The organism is Winogradskyella aquimaris, assembly GCF_042676105.1.
Classification (GTDB): Bacteria; Bacteroidota; Bacteroidia; order Flavobacteriales; family Flavobacteriaceae; genus Winogradskyella; species Winogradskyella aquimaris.
This window is the reverse complement of sequence record NZ_JBHTJQ010000016.1, coordinates 701,514-720,170: the sequence shown is the minus strand read 5'-3', so window position 1 is coordinate 720,170 and position 18,657 is coordinate 701,514. Positions and strand designations below refer to the sequence as shown.

The 18,657-nt window shown below is 34.8% G+C and carries 18 protein-coding genes; 8 read left to right on the top strand and 10 right to left on the bottom strand.

Translation table 11 applies throughout. From position 1 onward, the window contains the following. Positions 1-2: 2 nt before the first annotated feature. The 6 genes from ACFQ1K_RS13235 to ACFQ1K_RS13210 are packed head-to-tail and all read right to left on the bottom strand — an operon-like array spanning position 3 to position 4,317. Complete coding sequence (locus ACFQ1K_RS13235; protein WP_320554279.1) at positions 3-1,559, bottom strand: DUF4301 family protein; 1,557 nt, start codon at positions 1,557-1,559, stop codon at positions 3-5. Further along, positions 1,556-2,125: an ATP-binding protein gene (locus tag ACFQ1K_RS13230; protein ID WP_320554280.1), complete on the bottom strand. Its 570-nt coding sequence runs from the start codon at positions 2,123-2,125 to the stop codon at positions 1,556-1,558. Before ACFQ1K_RS13230 ends, ACFQ1K_RS13235 begins: the two co-directional genes overlap by 4 nt. Next, positions 2,086-2,718 (bottom strand): nicotinamide riboside transporter PnuC, encoded by a 633-nt coding sequence (pnuC, locus tag ACFQ1K_RS13225; protein ID WP_320554281.1) that lies wholly within the window; start codon positions 2,716-2,718, stop codon positions 2,086-2,088. Before pnuC ends, ACFQ1K_RS13230 begins: the two co-directional genes overlap by 40 nt. Then, entirely contained in the window at positions 2,702-2,962 is a 261-nt protein-coding gene (locus ACFQ1K_RS13220; RefSeq protein ID WP_320554282.1) for a thiamine-binding protein, read from the bottom strand. Before ACFQ1K_RS13220 ends, pnuC begins: the two co-directional genes overlap by 17 nt. A 2-nt stretch (positions 2,963-2,964) precedes the next feature. Further along, positions 2,965-3,687, bottom strand: coding sequence for a geranylgeranylglyceryl/heptaprenylglyceryl phosphate synthase (locus tag ACFQ1K_RS13215; RefSeq protein ID WP_320554283.1), 723 nt, complete (start codon positions 3,685-3,687; stop codon positions 2,965-2,967). 3 nt (positions 3,688-3,690) lie between these two features. Continuing rightward, complete coding sequence (locus ACFQ1K_RS13210; RefSeq protein WP_320554284.1) at positions 3,691-4,317, bottom strand: 4'-phosphopantetheinyl transferase family protein; 627 nt, start codon at positions 4,315-4,317, stop codon at positions 3,691-3,693. Positions 4,318-4,448: 131 nt separating this feature from the next. Here ACFQ1K_RS13210 and ahcY point away from each other — a divergent pair, with 131 nt between their 5' ends. The 6 genes from ahcY (at position 4,449) to ACFQ1K_RS13180 (ending at position 9,497) form a co-directional block, all read left to right on the top strand. Then, a complete protein-coding gene (gene ahcY / locus ACFQ1K_RS13205; protein WP_320554285.1) occupies positions 4,449-5,765 on the top strand; it encodes an adenosylhomocysteinase in 1,317 nt (438 codons plus the stop codon). A 227-nt stretch (positions 5,766-5,992) separates the two neighbouring features. Continuing rightward, on the top strand, positions 5,993-6,457 hold the full coding sequence (locus ACFQ1K_RS13200) for a very short patch repair endonuclease (RefSeq protein ID WP_320554286.1): 465 nt from the start codon (positions 5,993-5,995) through the stop codon (positions 6,455-6,457). Between the two features lie 75 nt (positions 6,458-6,532). Further along, positions 6,533-7,675 (top strand): methionine aminotransferase, encoded by a 1,143-nt coding sequence (locus tag ACFQ1K_RS13195; protein WP_320554287.1) that lies wholly within the window; start codon positions 6,533-6,535, stop codon positions 7,673-7,675. 72 nt (positions 7,676-7,747) lie between these two features. Beyond that, a complete protein-coding gene (locus ACFQ1K_RS13190; protein ID WP_320554288.1) occupies positions 7,748-8,284 on the top strand; it encodes a hypothetical protein in 537 nt (178 codons plus the stop codon). 61 nt (positions 8,285-8,345) lie between these two features. Beyond that, positions 8,346-8,717 (top strand): hypothetical protein, encoded by a 372-nt coding sequence (locus tag ACFQ1K_RS13185; RefSeq protein ID WP_320554289.1) that lies wholly within the window; start codon positions 8,346-8,348, stop codon positions 8,715-8,717. Next, the gene (locus ACFQ1K_RS13180) at positions 8,718-9,497 is read left to right on the top strand and encodes an amidohydrolase (protein WP_320554290.1); all 780 of its coding nucleotides are present in this window, start codon (positions 8,718-8,720) and stop codon (positions 9,495-9,497) included. Here ACFQ1K_RS13180 and ACFQ1K_RS13175 read toward each other — a convergent pair. Then, the gene (locus ACFQ1K_RS13175; protein WP_320554291.1) at positions 9,481-11,094 is read right to left on the bottom strand and encodes an Ig-like domain-containing protein; all 1,614 of its coding nucleotides are present in this window, start codon (positions 11,092-11,094) and stop codon (positions 9,481-9,483) included. The two genes, ACFQ1K_RS13180 and ACFQ1K_RS13175, sit on opposite strands and share 17 nt — an antisense overlap. A 56-nt stretch (positions 11,095-11,150) precedes the next feature. Beyond that, entirely contained in the window at positions 11,151-11,816 is a 666-nt protein-coding gene (locus ACFQ1K_RS13170) for a ComF family protein (protein ID WP_320554292.1), read from the bottom strand. A 77-nt stretch (positions 11,817-11,893) separates the two neighbouring features. Here ACFQ1K_RS13170 and ACFQ1K_RS13165 point away from each other — a divergent pair, with 77 nt between their 5' ends. Together ACFQ1K_RS13165 and ACFQ1K_RS13160 are read left to right on the top strand one after the other, a co-directional pair. Beyond that, entirely contained in the window at positions 11,894-12,781 is an 888-nt protein-coding gene (locus ACFQ1K_RS13165; RefSeq protein WP_320554293.1) for a hypothetical protein, read from the top strand. Between the two features lie 62 nt (positions 12,782-12,843). Next, complete coding sequence (locus ACFQ1K_RS13160) at positions 12,844-14,388, top strand: glycine--tRNA ligase (protein ID WP_320554294.1); 1,545 nt, start codon at positions 12,844-12,846, stop codon at positions 14,386-14,388. A gap of 81 nt (positions 14,389-14,469) precedes the next feature. Here ACFQ1K_RS13160 and ACFQ1K_RS13155 read toward each other — a convergent pair whose 3' ends face one another. Together ACFQ1K_RS13155 and ACFQ1K_RS13150 are read right to left on the bottom strand one after the other, a co-directional pair. Then, complete coding sequence (locus tag ACFQ1K_RS13155; protein ID WP_320554295.1) at positions 14,470-15,003, bottom strand: DUF3575 domain-containing protein; 534 nt, start codon at positions 15,001-15,003, stop codon at positions 14,470-14,472. A gap of 101 nt (positions 15,004-15,104) precedes the next feature. Then, positions 15,105-18,533: a hypothetical protein gene (locus ACFQ1K_RS13150; protein WP_320554296.1), complete on the bottom strand. Its 3,429-nt coding sequence runs from the start codon at positions 18,531-18,533 to the stop codon at positions 15,105-15,107. Positions 18,534-18,657: the final 124 nt, after the last annotated feature.

Sequence of the window (18,657 nt, the reverse complement as noted above, 5' to 3'; positions counted from 1 at the left end):
AATTAGTCTATTTGGTGTGGCGCCTTTAATAAATCATTTACCGTTTTTACAGGGTTGAATGTAATGATTGGCACCTCTACAAAAATCGTGTTCCAATGGGCCATACTACCATTCCAAAGCCCTGGCAACTCTAACGCTTTAAGGTCTTTACCTAACTTAGTTTTTGCGGTAATAAATGCAGCGTTATGATCTACAAAGTTTTCCAGATCAAATTTTTCGCCTTTGTAATTCTTGACACCACACACTAAATCTACTGGATTAAAATGTGTTGCATTGGTAAGTATATCCTTTTGATTTTTATTCTTTAGGTTAATCTGGGCAGACTCAACAATTTGCAAAGACAGATTGCCGTAGATATCTCTTACCCAAAAAGGGCCACCACCAGGTTCGCCTTCATTCTTAACCATTCCACAAATACGGATGGGCCTGTTCAATTTCTCTTTTAAGTATTCAATCTTGTACTTATCTAAATATTTCTTGTATTCACTCGAAATTTTAATGCACATTTCATTGGTTAAAAAGGTTTCAATCTCTTCAAACTCCCTATCTGAAATTGTGTTCTTGTCTAAAATCCTTAGGCAATCAAAAGCTCTTGATTGAAGCTTGAGTAGAATACCTGCAAGCACTTTTTTGTATTTAGCCACCTCATCCTTGTACTGTTTTACAACAACGTTATCTATATTTTTTATAAAGATCACATCTGCATCTAAGGTATTTAAATTCTTGAGAAGCGCTCCATGTCCGGAAGGTCTAAAAAGTAAGGTGTCGTCATCATTTCTAAACGGTTTATCCTTAGGGGTTACAGCAATGGTATCTGTAGATTCTTGTTGATATGAAAATGAAATATTGAAAGACACTCCGGTGTTTTCTTCTACATACTCCTCAATGCGCTTAAACTCTTGCGTAAATTTATCTTTATAGCTCTCAGAAATCGTAAAATGAAGTTCTGCTTTTTTATCCTCTGAAGCATACAATGCCGCCTCGTATAAATGCTCTTCAAAAGCAGTGGAAATATAACCGTTTTTATATTTATGAAATGGGAGCAACCCTTTTGGCGAATTACCAAAATTAAGTTCATCCTCATCAAGCATGATATGTACAAAATGAAGCGCCTTATCTTGTGTAGATAAGGCTTTAAAATCTATTCCCTTTTCATGAAGGCGTTCTAAAATCTGTTCGTAAAACGGAAATTTTTCCAATCCAACCAAAAAGAACGCCAAATCCTTTGAATCGTTCTTATTGATAAAGGCATTTAAAGATTCCTTTTCAGGTTTATATTCCTTTAAAAACTTAAACAAGAATTTAAACATTCGCGTCGCAGCACCAGATGCTGGTACAAATTTTAAAAGCGACAAGCCTTGTTTATTGGTATCAAAATGTGATATCGCCTTTTCTTTTTCCTTTTCAGATAAAGCCAGAATACCATTACCAATTGTAGCTGCTGCTGCAATATTAGTGAAGGGAATTCCAGTTTTAAATAATTCGATTTGAGATTCTACTTGTGGTAGCGTTAGGCCTTTGGCCTTGATTTGTTTAATGTCGTTTTCTGTAAAACTCATTTTTTATGATTAAGTAGGTTATCAATATGTTCAACCGCGATTTTTAAACGCACTTCCTTACCTCCTTTTAAAAGCACATAAGGTCTGTTGTATTTTATAAGTGCGTCCTCAAAAGCTTTAAACATTCGTTCACGTTCATTGGGTTTGTCTCTTAAGTCGTCTTTTTCCCAAGGCGTGTCAATATAGGTCAAAAAATAGAGGTCATACGAATTTTTTAGAGCATATGCCTCTAAAATCGGGTCACATGTACCTGAGTAGTATGCTTCGCTATAAACCTTAGTTTCAAGTATATCCGTATCACAAATGAGTACCGAGTCCGTTTTTTGAGCTAATTCGTTCTCTAATTTCATTTGGCCAATGGCAATTGGCATTAAATCTTCGGGCTCACAAGTTTTTCTTTCATTGTTCCATTTATTTTGAAGATATTCTCTTGCGTATTCTGGTACCCAAACCGAATTATAATGTCTGGCCAATTGTCTAGAGAGTGTTGTTTTTCCAGTAGACTCTGGCCCAAATAAAACGACTTTTATACAGTCTGCAGGTTGTTGTTTAAGTGCTTCTTCCATGCTAAATACCCAAATATGGCAATTACAGTAAAACCTAAATATTGAAAACTAGTGAATGTAAATCCTTTATAGAAATATAAAGGTACAGAGATTATATCCCCAATAATCCAAAATATCCAGTTTTCTATTTTTCGTCGTGCCATTAACCACATGCCAACAAAAAAAATAGCTGTAGTCATTGTATCTACGTAAGCTACCCAACCATTCCATTTATCAAAAGTTTTATAAACTACAAAGACAAAAACTAATGTTGCTAAGAAGATTCCCAAGCTTAAGCTCTTTTCTTTTGATGTGGTCTTGGAGATTGGTGTCACATGTGTTTCATCTACTTTTCGAGTCCATATAAACCATCCATAAACACTCATTGCAAAATAGTAAGCATTAATCATCATATCGCCAAGAAGTTCCCATTTAAGGAGCAGATAGACAAATATGATGGTACTTATCATTCCTGTAGGAAACACCAAAATGTTATTTTGTTTAGAGTACCAAACTGAGAGAAAACCAAAAACCACTGCGATAATTTCTAATACAATATCAATCGTAGCATAATCAGTGTACTGGGAAAAGAAAAAGTCAAAAATGTGGCTCATAATTGCTTCTATTCGTTTTTACGATTTTCATAGTGAGTACACTAATGTCTGTATTTTCAAAAGACGTCTCAATGGCTTCAGTAAGAAAAGACATCAACTCATTCATCTCACCAAAAATCTGAGTACTCAAAGGATTTTCTAAAACTTTAAATTTTGAATCTCGCAACACTTTGATAAACTCTATGATATGCGTTTCATAATCGTCCTGTAATGGGGATAACGTTAGGTCTACAGATATTTGCATGGTTATAATTTTAGTTGTTCAAAAAAATATAGGTTTTTTTCAAAAGCTGAACCGATGACCACAAGGTCCGCACCTGCATTGTAAGCGGCATCTAATTGCGTTTTTGTTCTAATACCTCCTCCAACAATTAAAGGTATATTTAATTCTTCCTTTACCGCCGAAATAATTTCGGACTCTATAGGGTGTGTTGCTCCACTACCAGCTTCAAGATATATGAGTTTCATTCCTAACAGTTCTCCTGCTTTAGCTGTATCCACTATCTGCTGAATATTACTTCTAACCAAAGGCTTAGTATTACTAACACGCTCAACAGCTGTCTGCTTTCCGTTTTCTATAAGCAAGTATCCTGTTGGAAGTATTTCAAGTTGCGTTTTAGTCAATTTTGAAATCGCTTCAATATGTTTACTTATAAGATAGTCAGGATTTCGGCCTGAAATTAAAGACAAAAACAAAATACCATCGGCTTCGTTGGTAATTTGAGTAACATCCCCTGGAAATAATACTACAGGTAACTTCGTATATAGCTTGATAGCTTTTACGAGAGTTTCGGTAATACCTTCATCCACCTCACTGCCACCAACAAAAATATGTGTTGCTTTGGACTCATTGATCTTAGCCACAATAGCTTCAACGTTATCTAGTTCCATTTTATCTGGATCGATTAAAACAGCTAGCAACCTTTTGTTTTCTGCTACGGAAGTGCGTATGTTGGAATAAATATCCATAAACTAAGGAACCACGTAAGCGCAAGTAAAACCTTCAAACTCTAAAAAAGCTGTATTATATCTGTACTTCTTCCCTTGATAATCTATCCAAGCTACTGTTGAACCTTCTTCTACTGTAAATGGAATTACCAAAAAATGTTCTCTAAACAACATACCAGGTGTAGCAAACAATTTGTATAGCGATTCTTTAATTCCCCAAATAATTGTTAGTTTGTTGATATAATCCTTAGCCGTTTTGTTCAAATAGTTAAACTCATAATCCACAAACTTATGGGCGATTATTGCAATTTTATCACGTTGCATTTCAATATCTATTCCTACTTCTTTATCACTAACAATGACACCCGAAAATGTAAAACTATGTGTTATTGAAATGTGTTTGCCATCCTTGAGATGGGGTTTACCATTTTCATCATAAAACAAATCCTGATCTGTATAGCCAAACTCTCGCAGCAAATGTCTAACACTTAGAAAACCACGCTGATGCAGTTCGCTTTTCATCCCAAGGACACGCTCCAGACTTTGTGGTTTTAAATCCAAAGGTTCCAGCAATTCGCTATAAGACTCTTGAATCTTCCAGATTTTAACAGTAGTTTGTGAGTTTACGCTAATGGATTTGTACAGTGGCATTTAATATTGTAAAACCTATTGATTATCTTTGCGCAGCCTTAGAGCGGTTGTGCACTTTATTAGTAAGCGAATTTAACTATTTCAGTGTTAAACCCAAAGGCAAGAATCATTTTAAAAATCTGAATAAAAATATGAATACCAAAACAATTCCTTATGTACCAAACAAGGTAAAAGATATGTCGCTAGCGGCTTGGGGAAGAAAAGAAATTGAATTAGCAGAGGCCGAAATGCCAGGTTTAATGAGTCTGCGCGAAGAATATAAAGATGAGCAACCTTTGAAAGGCGCTCGTATTGCAGGTTGTTTACATATGACTATACAAACAGCCGTATTAATTGAAACGTTACAAGCACTGGGAGCAGAAGTAACCTGGAGTTCTTGTAATATTTTCTCTACCCAGGATCAGGCCGCTGCTGCAGTTGCTGCTGCTGGTACTGCTGTATATGCCTGGAAAGATATGACCGAAGAGGAATTTGACTGGTGTATAGAGCAAACGTTATTTTTTGGAGAAGATCGTAAACCATTAAATATGATTTTAGATGATGGTGGAGACCTAACCAATATGGTTTTAGACAAATACCCAGAATTAGCATCAGGAATTAAAGGCTTATCTGAAGAAACAACAACTGGTGTACACCGTTTATACGAGCGTGTTAAAAACGGAACATTGCCAATACCAGCCATTAACGTCAACGACTCGGTGACAAAGTCTAAATTTGATAACAAATATGGTTGTCGTGAAAGTGCTGTAGATGCTATACGTCGTGCAACAGATGTGATGTTAGCTGGAAAGCGCGTAGTGGTTTGTGGTTATGGAGATGTTGGTAAAGGTACTGCTGCCTCTTTTAAAGGTGCAGGAAGTATTGTAACGGTTACTGAGATTGATCCAATCTGCGCTTTACAAGCTGCTATGGATGGTTTTGAAGTGAAAAAGTTAGAAACTGTTGTTGGTAATGCAGATATCGTCATTACGACTACAGGTAATAAAGACATTGTAAGAGCAGAGCACTTTAAAGTCATGAAAGACAAGACCATCGTTTGTAATATTGGTCATTTTGATAATGAAATACAAATGGCATGGTTAAACGAAAATTATGGTCACACAAAAGATACAATTAAGCCTCAAGTAGATAAGTACACTATTGATGGTAATGATATTATCGTATTAGCAGAAGGACGTTTAGTAAACTTAGGTTGCGCTACTGGCCATCCAAGTTTTGTAATGAGTAACTCGTTTACCAACCAGACTCTAGCCCAGATAGAACTTTGGAATCATTCTGATAAGTATGAAAACAAAGTCTATATGCTACCAAAACATTTAGATGAAAAAGTAGCAGCTTTACATTTAGAAAAAATTGGTGTTGAGCTTACAGAGTTAAAGCCAGACCAAGCCAAGTATATTGGTGTAGAAGTTAAAGGCCCTTTTAAACCAGAGCATTACAGATATTAAAAAAACAAGCGTGTCAATAAATTGGACCGCTATGTTTTAAGATATTAGAAAAATCCCGAACACGAATGTTTGGGATTTTTTATATGTCACTTCGATTGATTTGTGAGGTACGCGCAAATTGTATCCAAAAGTAAAAACTTAAAAAGTTCTCGTTTCAAAATTCTTTACAAGAGTTTCACTCGAACTGACAACCTACTCATCTTAATATTTTGTATCTTAATGCTTAGATGAACTATTCCAAAGACAAAATAAAGGTCCCTCGATTCAATGAAGCATCGGGTTTCTACACTACGAAAAAACGCTCCAAGATTATGAGCAAAATTCGTGGTAAAAACACCAAGCCAGAGCTTCAGTTTAGAAAAGCGCTTTGGAAGGAAGGTGTACGATACAGAGTTGACAACAAAACATTACCCGGACGACCAGATATTAGCATTAAGAAATATAAGCTTGCTATTTTTATAGATGGTGAGTATTGGCATGGCTACAATTGGGATGCACGAAAATCCAAACTAAAAACCAATCGGGAGTTTTGGATTCCAAAAATAGAACGGAACATGCAACGTGATAGAGAAGTTAATCAACAATTAAGTGAACTGGATTTTACCGTATTTCGATTTTGGGTTCATGAGATAAAAGAGAATCTTAAAACATGTGTCAATGACGTGATGATGCACTTGGATTTGGCAAAATAGTGGTTTTATATTTTAGTCACATTGTGAAATTCAGTAGTAGGAGGAATTGTATGTAGAAGTCATTACCTTTACATTATGCAATACCATTCTAAACTTCCCAACGTCGGTACCACCATTTTTACTGTAATGAGTGCTTTGGCCAAAGAGCACAATGCTATTAACTTATCTCAAGGATTCCCTAATTACCCTAGTTCAGAAACGTTAAACGAATTGGTGTATGATGCCATGAAAAATGGTTATAACCAATACGCACCAATGGCTGGCAATCTAGATTTACGTATGGCCGTTGCTAATAAATTCCACCTTCTTTACAACACAAGCTACCATCCTGATACCGAAATTACGGTAACCGCTGGTGCTACTCAGGCTATTTATACAATCATATCTGCATTTATAAAACCAAAAGATGAAGTTATTATTTTTAAACCGGCTTATGATTGTTACCAACCAGCTATTGAGGTTAATGGAGGAAAAACAGTTCCTGTGCAGCTTTCAGCACCTGATTACAAGATCAACTGGGACGATGTGGCTTCAAAAATCTCATCAAAAACCAAAATGATCATTATTAACACTCCTCATAATCCTAGTGGCACCATATGGACAAAAGAGGACATGCTACAACTTCAAAAATTAACTCAAAATACAAATATAATTGTATTGAGTGATGAAGTTTACGAGCACATCGTATTTGATAGTGTTGAACATCATAGTGTTTGTAAGTTTCCGGATTTAAAATCACGTAGTTTTATCACCGCCTCTTTTGGAAAAACATTCCATAATACAGGTTGGAAAATTGGTTACTGTTGTGCACCGCAGCATTTGATGGAAGAATTCAGAAAAGTACATCAGTTTAATGTATTCTCTGTAAATCATCCAATGCAGAAAGGCATTGCGGATTATATGGCAGATTCAAATACCTATCAACGTTTAAATGATTTTTTTCAACAAAAACGTGATTTGTTTTTAAATTTAATTTCTGAATCCCGATTTAGGTTTACACCATCAAAAGGCACCTATTTTCAAGTTTTGGATTATTCACAAATTACCGACGAGCATGACGTAGATTTTGCTAAGAGGTTAACAAAGGAATTTAAAATAGCATCTATTCCCCTTTCGGTGTTTAATGAAAAAGGCAAAGACGATAAAGTGCTTCGTTTTTGCTTTGCAAAAACCGATGAAACCTTAATTAGAGCCTCTGAAATTCTAAATCAGGTCTGAATGTTAAAACTATTATAAATACTGTGGCTTTAAGTGTTTTTATGTTTTCTTATATAAAACAAAAGAATGATTATGAAGGCAACCAACACATTACAACTAATTTTTTTAATTTTTATAGTCGTTTCTGTTTTTACCTGTGGAAACGGCAAGCGTGTTATTACAGATGATGGTAAAGTTTATAATGTAGATGGAAACACCATAAAAAGAAATGGGAAAGAAGTGACAGACAACCTAAATCGTTCTGAGATTGAGAACATTGAGCAATTACTTAAGGAAAAAGAAGACTTGCAAGAAGCTGAAGAACAAAAAATAAAAGAAATAAACGAGGCTATAGAAGCGCAAGAAAAAATAGAAAAAGATGCTCAAAAAAAGCAAGATGAACTAAAGTCTCAGTTAAATGAAATTCATGATAGAATCGATGAGCGTCAAGAGGCTATGGACGACTATGCAAAACTAAAAAGGCAATATGTAAAGGAGAAAAAGGAAATTAATAGGTTAAAGGAGAAAGGCCAACTATCCACCATTGAAATAAAGGAAAGAGAAGCAGACTTAAAAAAACTTGAGGTAAAAGTTGAAAAAGCAAAATTAAAACTTGAAAAATACCAATAAGATTAGTTACCTTTTTACAAAAATTGTGTCCAATAAATCTAAAAACACATAAAATAAAAAAATGAAAAATTATATTATACTTCTATTACTAACGCTCTCATTTACATCTTTTTCTCAAACCGTAAAGAAAGATGGGGAAACCTATGAGGTGAAAAATGAAAAAGCTGTCAAAAAACTAGAAAAAGACACTAAAAAAGCCGAAAAAGCACAAAAAAAGGCTGAAAAAGCGCAAAAAAAAGCCAAAAAGGCACTAAAGAAAAAAGAGAAGTTACAAAAGAACTATCAAAAGATGCAAGCCAATCTTAAAAAAGCGCAAGAGAAATACGAAAAGTTAAAAAAGAAAGGTAAATTATCTCCTGTAGATGAGCGCAAATGGTTAGACAAAATTGAAAAGCTTACCGAAAAAGTAGATAAAGCCAAACGCAAGTTATAGATGACTAAAGAAACACTAAAAGTTGCATTAGTTCAGACGAGCTTAGCCTGGGAAAACCCAGAAGCTAATAGAAAACAATTAGAAAATAAGGTCAGCGCTATTTCTGCTGATCTAATTGTTTTGCCAGAAATGTTTAGTACTGGGTTTACTATGAATGCTGCAGAAGTTGCAGAACCAATGGATGGAGCTACTATGACTTGGTTAAAAACAGTATCTAAAACTAAAAATGCAGCAATCGTTGGTAGTTTAGTTATTGCTGAAAACAATAATTATTATAACCGATTAGTGTTTATTGAACCCACTGGAAAATTAACAACATACGACAAGCGACACACATTCACTTTGGCTGGCGAACATAAAGTATACACAGCAGGACATAACAAAATAACAATGACTTACAAGGGTTGGAAAATTTGTCCTTTAGTGTGCTACGATTTACGATTCCCTGTTTGGGCAAGAAATACCGAAGATTACGATTTACTCATTTATGTTGCCAACTGGCCTAAGGTACGTATTGCGGCTTGGGATGCATTATTAAGAGCACGAGCTATTGAAAACATGGCCTATTGTATAGGTGTGAACCGCGTAGGTTTAGATGGTAATAGTTATGAATATTCTGGTCATTCTGGGGCCTACGATGTTTTAGGAAACCGTATGGATAGTATACCAGAACAACTAGAAACCGTTGAAATTGTCACTTTAGAAAAATCACATATCCATAATTACCGAGAAAAATTAGGCTTCTTAAAAGATAGGGATACATTTATTCTAAAAGTGTAAAATCGTAAACGAAATCAAAACTCGCCCTCACTTCATCCAATGGAGGAGAACAATAACTGACGCGCTCAGGTTGCTGCCCTAGTAAGAAATTCCCAGTATCATATTTACCGTTTTCATTGGTATCATAAATAACCCTTAAATCGTATAGTTTAGGCACAACATCTGTAAAATCTACCACTGGTGATGTAGTGGTATACCGCTCATACTCAACATCTCCTTTATTATTGACGAGCTGCACAATAAGTGGAAATTTAGCATTAATTAATCGTACCCTAATATTACCATATTCCGATTTCATTTTGGTCCTTATGACTTCGTTGATGGTGTCTTTATTTACATTACCGTAAAAATCCGTAAAGGTTTCAGGTAATATTTTTACAAAGTATTGTTGACCTTCTTGCTTTTTAAAGGGCAATTGATATCTATTGTATATGGAATCATAGACTACATTAAATGTCACCGGGATAGAATCCTTATCAATTAAACTTATTTTAGTGGTATCTATTTTAACCAAAGGAGTACTTCCCTCTAAAGTAAAATCCTTATCAAAATTTAGATTTCTAGGAGAGATTATCTTAAGATTTAGTGAATCTGAATCGAGCTTTCTAAAGCGATGTTTAAAGGTGTCGACATACTTTTTGTTAGACACGATAAAAAAGGTTGTATCAATTTCAAAATTTGGCTTGTACCAGTAATACAGAGTGTCTGTTTCGACATCCTTTGTTATTCTAGTGGTATAATTTTCTGGTGTGTCACCCAATACTTTAATACGCATATGTTCATAATCACCCTCATAAGGAAACATTATTCTACTTTCAGCCTCTTGTTTTGGTTTTACCGCTTTAAAATTAGTCTGCTCCTTAAATAAAGTCAGGCCATACTCCTTATCAGTCGGAACGGTAATATAGTCTTCATAAAACCCAATCTGATCGTTTTTCTGATCGAATAAAAAATTTCCGTTCTTATCCTTTAGAGCCACAAGTTTATAAGTACCAGCTTTAATATTATCTATACTATATGTGGTTACGCTGTCTAGCGTATTAGTAATATATCTTGGTTTTTCTTTATACACTATAGAATCTGTATAGGTAGAATCTACCTCATACAACATAACAGAAATAAAGGGTTCTGGTTTTTTTGAAAGCGCATCTTCTACATAACCTTTTACTGAAAGCGAATCAATGGTATCACCCGTTGAGAACACATAACGATAATACGGATAAGGATTGCCCTCGTTATTGTCTACAATACTTTCACCAAAATTAAAGGCATAGGTGGTATTGGGCTGTAATGTATCCTTTATTTTTATAGAGATATATTTGCTGGCACCTCCCATCGGATATATCTCTGGGTCTGTGTCCATTGGTGGAGAAATAATTAACTGCTTCCTTAAATCCTTAATTTTTATATATTCATTGAAAGTTATTACGATTTCACCTCCTTTGTAATTGGTTGAAAAATTCTCAGGTTTTTCACTTGTAATAACAGGCGGCTCAATATCCTTTTCCCCACCAGATGGTGATCCGCGGTTTGCACAACTAGAGATTATCAAAGCCATTATGGCAATGCTTAAAATTCGTGTGATATATGAACGCATGTTCAAAGAATAATTTTGCACAAAGAAACAATATTTAAACTACAGAAACGAAAAAATTAATCGGCAATTGCCATGGTAGCAAGACTTAACTTAATATTATCAATTTTTAACAATTCTGTAGCACAAGCCTCAATAGTGGCTCCAGTAGTAATGATATCATCTACTAGTAAAACATGCTTAGCTTTTAGCGAAGTGTTTTCTGATAATTTAAAAATCGCACCATCATCATTCCATCTTGTGATTCTACTTTCAAACACCTTTGTTTTAGTCGGTATTGTTTTGACTAAAACCCTATCATTGTATTCGGCATCCAACGCCTTTGCAATGGCTTTTCCAAATTGTTCCACTTGATTGTATCCTCGTTTTCTCAACTTCGTTTTATATAAGGGAACAGGGATTACAACTTCTATCTGTTTATAAGCCTCGATTGATTGAAGTTCAGTACCAAGCCATTTTCCCAAAAACCCACCAATATGTTCATGGCCTCTGTACTTTAAATTATGAAGTAGTTGCTGAACAGTACCCTTTTTTGTAAAATGTAGAAGTGCTGTAGCATTCTCTAATTTAACACGTCCATAAAGTACTTTCTTAACGGCTTCAGCATTCTCAAAATGATAGTTTGTAGCCGGTAAGTCATGCCTGCATTTAGTACAAATAACTAACTCATTGTCTGACAAAGCATTATTGCACGCTTCACAGACCTGAGGAAAAAACAAGTTCAACAAATTTTTTATCACTTAATCGAATAAAATAAAAATGCGCATCAATATACTCTAATTTCGCATCAACTAAGAAATTAATGATGATAGTTAACCCTCAATTATTTAACTACAGATTAATTATAAGTTCTTTATTAGTCGTTTTAACCGTTTTAGGTGTCTATAGTTTTACGAACTATAAATCCATTAAATCCTACGAAGAATTCCTAAAACAAGAGAAAGTTTTGATAGAAAAAGAGCTATCAGAAATCCTTTTAAGTTATGACGAACTAAGCCAAGATTATGATCTTATGGCCTCTCAGCTCCAGGAAGCAAAGTTAGAAACTAAACTTGCTTTAGATTCTTTAAGATTATTAAAAAGTGACTTATCAATAATCACAAAGTTTAAAGATCAGCTTTCGGTTTTAAAAACTAAGAGCAGAGTACTTTTGGAAACGGTAGATTCTCTTAACACAGCAAATGTAAGGCTGCAAAAAGAGAAACGCTATGCTTTAAAAACCATAAAAAATAACAATTTAACCATTAACGCTTTGGAGGTCGTTAATGATTCGCTCAACAAAACCATTGACAATGCCGCTATAATGCGCGCTCATAGTGTTAGTGTAGAGACATTTAAAATAGCCAACTCGAGAAAGAAGTCTACCTCAAGGGCAAGACGTGTTAATGCCATGGATGTCTGCATAGCACTGACCGAAAATCCATTGACAGAAAAAGGTGTCAAGGATATTTACATTCAAATTGTAAGTCCGGATAACAATGTTATTGCTGACAAAGGCGAAGTATTTTTTAACAAAACTTCATTGATTTACAGTAAAAAGGAGGTGGTTAATTTTGACAATAAAAATTTAAGTATTTGTACGACTGTAGCCACGTATAAAGAGGATAGACCACTAAAAAAAGGAACCTATTTTATCAATGTCTTCCATGAAAACAGAAAACTCGGAAGTACCAGTGTGCAATTAAAATAAAGCAAGAATATAAATTTTGAAAAACCGCTCAATTAATTTGAGCGGTTTTTTATTTTTGTGCCATGGCAAATGACGACAAATTCAAAAAGGTAATCTCTCACGCTAAAGAGTATGGTTACGTATTTCAGAGCAGCGAAATCTATGATGGTTTAAGTGCTGTTTACGATTATGCACAAAATGGTGCAGAATTAAAGAAAAATATTAGAGACTATTGGTGGAAAGCCATGGTACAAATGCACGATAATATTGTAGGCATTGATGCTGCAATATTTATGCATCCTACCACATGGAAAGCTTCAGGGCATGTTGATGCCTTTAACGACCCGTTAATTGACAATAAGGACTCTAAAAAACGCTATAGAGCAGATGTTTTAGTAGAAGATTATTGTGCTAAAATTGAAGCTAAAATAGACAAGGAAATTAAAAAAGCTGAAAAGCGTTTTGGTGATGCCTTTAACAAAGAAGAATTTGTTTCAACCAATGCTCGTGTCCTTGGTTACCAAGAGAAAATCAATACCATCCTGAAACGTTTAGGACAATCTTTAGAAAAAGAGGATTTGGCAGACGTTAAAGCCCTAATTGAAGAGTTGGAAATTGCAGACCCACTAACTGGAAGTCGCAACTGGACAGACGTTAAGCAATTCAACCTCATGTTTGGGACTAAATTAGGAGCTTCTGCTGAGCATGCTATGGATTTATATCTAAGACCAGAAACAGCACAAGGTATATTTGTCAATTTCCTTAATGTTCAAAAAACAGGGCGTATGAAGATTCCTTTCGGAATTGCACAAACGGGCAAAGCATTTAGAAATGAGATTGTAGCTAGACAATTTATTTTTAGAATGCGTGAATTTGAACAAATGGAAATGCAGTATTTTATTAAACCAGGCACCCAAAAGGAATGGTTTGACTACTGGAAAGAAACCCGTTTAAAATGGCATAAATCCTTAGGAATGGGTGACGAGAATTATCGTTTCCACGACCACGAAAAATTAGCACACTATGCAGATGCTGCTACGGATATAGAGTTTAATTTTCCATTTGGCTTTAAAGAGTTAGAAGGAATCCACTCGCGTACAGATTTTGACTTAAAACAACATGAACAATACTCTGGTAAAAAGCTACAATACTTCGATCACGAAGACAACGAAAGTTATACTCCGTATGTTTTAGAGACTTCTATTGGTCTAGACCGTATGTTCTTGGCGGTATTCTCTAATAGTTTACAAGATGAAATTTTAGAGGATGGTAGCGAAAGAACGGTACTAAAACTTCCTGCGGTTTTGGCCCCTACCAAGGCTGCCATATTACCCCTAGTAAGAAAAGACGAAGCATTGACTAAAATGGCAAAAGACATTGTAGATGACCTTAAGTGGGATTTTAATGTGGTTTACGACGAAAAAGATGCTGTTGGTAGACGTTACCGAAGACAGGATGCTGCCGGTACTCCATTCTGTATAACGGTAGATGGCGAAAGTCTTGAAGACAATACAGTAACGATACGCCATAGAGATACAATGGAACAGAAACGCGTTAAGATTGAAGAATTAAGAGACCTCATCAAAAAGGAAGTGGATGTCAAAGAATGGTTGATGAAGATGAAGTAAAAGCCTTTTAAAACAAGAATAAAAACAAAAACCCCAAGCAAAATGCTTGGGGTTTTTGTTTTTATTTATACCGAAATGAGGCTAAAACCTATAGCCAACTGTAATTCCAAATTTCCCTACAAAATCATAATCTGTGTCACCAGATTCAAACAGGTTTCTACCAATTCCAAAATTTATTTCACCAATGAGCCCTTTTTTTGTTACCCATTTTCCACCTAAGCCAATACCTAATGCAAAGTCTGTGACCCAATTATCTTCATCATCGTCAAACAAAAAATCAATATCACGATCAGCACGATTAAGCATTCCAAATCCTTCAAGAAAAAAACCAGCTGCATGTTTTTTGCCGAAATAATAGCGATAATAAGGAGAAATATAATACTGTATCTCATCCTTTATTTCCTTATCATATGGTAAAAAAATACTCATACCCAACGCAGATTCATCATCTAAAAGATATTCATAACCCACTTCAACAGCACCTAAAACAAGTATAAAAGCATTGAGCTTTACTTCATGTTTCGCATAAAAAGGATCATCTGTATTATTCTGTTCTTGAGCATTAAGTGCGAATGTGGTACAGAGTAATAGCACCACTAAAAGTGTTTTTTTCATTTTTATCAATTATTAAATTCTTTATAATCTTAATTTCATAACAACATTATAAAGCATAGATACATAATTTCTATATAGGTTGCGTAGAATATTAATTAATTTTAAAAATAAGCTTTCAACTGAATGGTACCTGTGTGAATGGTTTTAGCCGTTTCGGTTTTACGACCAAAATAATTGAGATTCAAATCTAAAAACTTCGTCAGTTTCTTTTGTGCCAACAGACTCCAAGTAAAGTTTTTTCCTGGTTGCAAACCTTCTAACATTTGATAAGCCACAGGCGTATTTGGGTTTCCTTCATAGGTGTTTTGAAATAAATTAAATTCGCCCGTTAAAGCAATTTTTGCGGCATTGTTGTATGTAAACGAAAAACCATAATTGTTCTGAGATAAAGCCTCTAAACCACCAATGGTGTTTTCTTTTGAGGTGTATTGATAAAAGACATCAAACTGCGCATTTTCACTAAATAAATAAGACAACTTGGGCTGAAATCGTTCCTCATTAATCTTAAAATTTCTATTGGCAAAATTTTCACTGAGACTCTCTTCTGTACCAAAACTTGTCAGTGCATTAATGAGCCAATTATTTGCAAACTTGTGATTAAAATTCAATTGATGATTGGCCAATTTATTTTCCTGAAACCCTATAGATAATAAACTTCTACTTGTATTGGTTAAATAGGTATATGATGTGGTATATCGTTGCTTCCCTCTATTGTAAAACAACACATTTCTAACACTATTATTTAATGCCAGTTGGTTGTCTTCATCAGCCTCAAATGGATTCAAATTAAAATTATTGCCCTCACGCCTTATCTTCCTATCAATTAAGTACGAGGTTTGGTTGTAAAAATGAGAGAAGAACTTTTTGGTTTTATTTTCGGACGTACTCCATTGTATTGGATTTATGGTTAGCGATTGGCTTAATCGATTTTGATGCGTCCGAACAAAAACTTGATTGGGTAGCAGTACTCTTATATAGTTACCTTGGTCTGTAAATTGGGCAATTTCAAACTCGTTGAGTTCCTGTATCCCATTTTCATTATAATCTATCCAAGTGTAAACACCTTGTCCAGCTTCAACCTCTACATAGGTAAAATCTTGCTGTGGCAAGGTTCCCGAATTGGTTTCAAAACTCGTATTCCATAGCACCAGATTATTGAACAGTTTTTGATTGTAATTTAGTCGGCTATTTAAACTCTGTTCGTCTACAGAGGTGTTATCTTTTGCCTTTAGGTCCCTGAAATTTATAAACAGCTGTAGATTGGTGTTTTTGTTTTGAATTAAGCGCGACTTTAAATAGTATGTGTTGGAAGCATTAACTCGCTCTAAACTATTATTGCGTAAACTATCATTATAACGTTTAATGTAGCCAATCTCGGCAAATACTTTGGTACTATCGCCTATACCAGTAAAAACTTCGTAAGCTGAAAATCGCTGACTTAAAGGAGTTAAAGAGTCTGTGGCTATAACACTTTGTTCGTTGTCTTCAATTGCAAATTTTGCACCAACCCATTTATTGTTTTTTGCATACACCAATCGGTTAAAAGACCTTAAAAAGGTAGAGCGATTAATTGTACTTTCACTATTAAGAAAACTCGAATTAGAAAATACTCTAAAATTTCCTAATCGTAAATCTGCCATAAGATTATGTCTATTTCCGTTAAAGTTGTTGGTATAATCTAAATATTCAAAACTATAGGACGCCATTCCTTTCTTAGCATGCGACAATTGCAGACCTGATGTTAATAATAATTGGTTGCCCAAAATGAAATTGCCTTGATCGTCTCTATTGTCTTCAAGATTCCAGTCACGGTTAAATTCTGCCCTATACAAACGTTGAATGGTTCTAAAATTTTCCTGAATAAAATCAGCATCTACCAACGCAGATAAATTCCAAAGACTATCTTGTTTGATTAGTTTTTGATTAACTCTGAGTTTGCCTGCAAACCCATCATTGTCGTCATCATCTAAGCTGGAAAATAGGTTGATATCATTTTTACTTCCTGCCAATTCAAAAAACACATCTGTTTTTTCAGTGGGTTGATATCGACCATTCATTACTGCTATTTGAAGACGCTCTGGCGCCACAAGCTGTGTCACTGGTTCGTAATTTCCTTGCGGAACACCTCCAATGGGTGCAACGTATTCAAATATATTACTGACCGCATTATCATTACTTAGCACATAATTCCCTTGGTTTGCACCAACCAAAGTGAACCTAACTCGAAACAACTGATCTTCTGGATTTTGAGAAAAGACAAAAATCTCTTCACCATTTACAATTTCCTTACGATACAAAATTCTATTTTCTGAAAACGATTCTTCCGTTGCCGAAGGTGCAACCATGAGACCAGTATCATCACCAGCATCGGCTAAAATCTGGGTTTGCTCTGTAGATAGATTTTGCTGCAATGGCTGGTTTTTTGCATCACTTTCAGAGTAAACCGATACATTTAATTGTAATTTTTCGGTTTCATACGTACTTCCTCCAAAAACCGTAAAACGGGAATAATTACGCTCACTAAACTGATAATCAACAGTAATCCGCATTTCGGAAGTTATGGGATAAGTTGAATTGAAAATGAGTTCGCCAGCATTGTAGTCAATAATATAATCATGATTTTCACCTCGTTCTAAGGGCACTCCATTTACATAAACCGTTTCACTACCAGAAACTATTAGCACAAACAACTCGTTATTTGGCCCTCTTAATTTATATGGTCCTTGGTTACCTTCCTGAGCAGTAAACTGTGTGGTGGTAAATTGCCCTCTAACCAAGGATCCCGAAGCAAAAACAGAAGTCTTATCACTTAGGTTAGCATTAACCAACAGACCTTGAACGCGCTTAGAAAAGTTGGCAAAATAACTTTTTGTGTTTACCAAGTCTATATCGCCAGCTCTTATGTTCCAGTTATCACTAAACAACTCGATAAACACCTGATCAAACTCATCTAAGCGCTGGGAATATCCGCCTTCTTGCAATGGAATATTTGCATCTTGTATGGAAGCTCTTAGGGATACCTTATCACTCAACTTTCCTGAAATTTGTAAATCAAGCTCACTATTTAACACCGAATTTTGATTATTGCCAATCGTTACTCCCCTAGAAATACTACCCGACGTTGTTAAGCCATCAAAAGGAGTGAAGTTATTACTAGTCGATGTATTTTCTAGTTTGTACAAAGTTTCTATCCCTGTCACGGAACGGTCTACAATGACCTTATCATCTAACTGTTTATATACTTTGGTTATAAAATCAGGATATCTTAAATATTCGATATCAATAGAATCCAAAGTCATGGGTTGTTTAAATTTTAATATGGCCTTTGAATAGTCAATGCTATAAAGTGAGGTATCAATAATGCTCCCTGTCTTAGTTTTTACTATAAATTTTGAAGGATTTATACTTACAGAATCTATAAGCATAGAATCCTTAACAGCAATTCGTTTGTTACTATAACCTGTTATATCCTTTTGAGCATAAATCCCAAAAGAAACCACAATAAATAGAAAGAAAAGAAAGCGCTTCATCTTATGATATAACTTCGTAAAATCGCAAATATTTTATCGTTAAAATAGACGTAAAATAATAGTGTAAAAGTACTCTATTATTTATTTTAGCGGAATACCGAAGAATATAACAAAAATTAGCAAT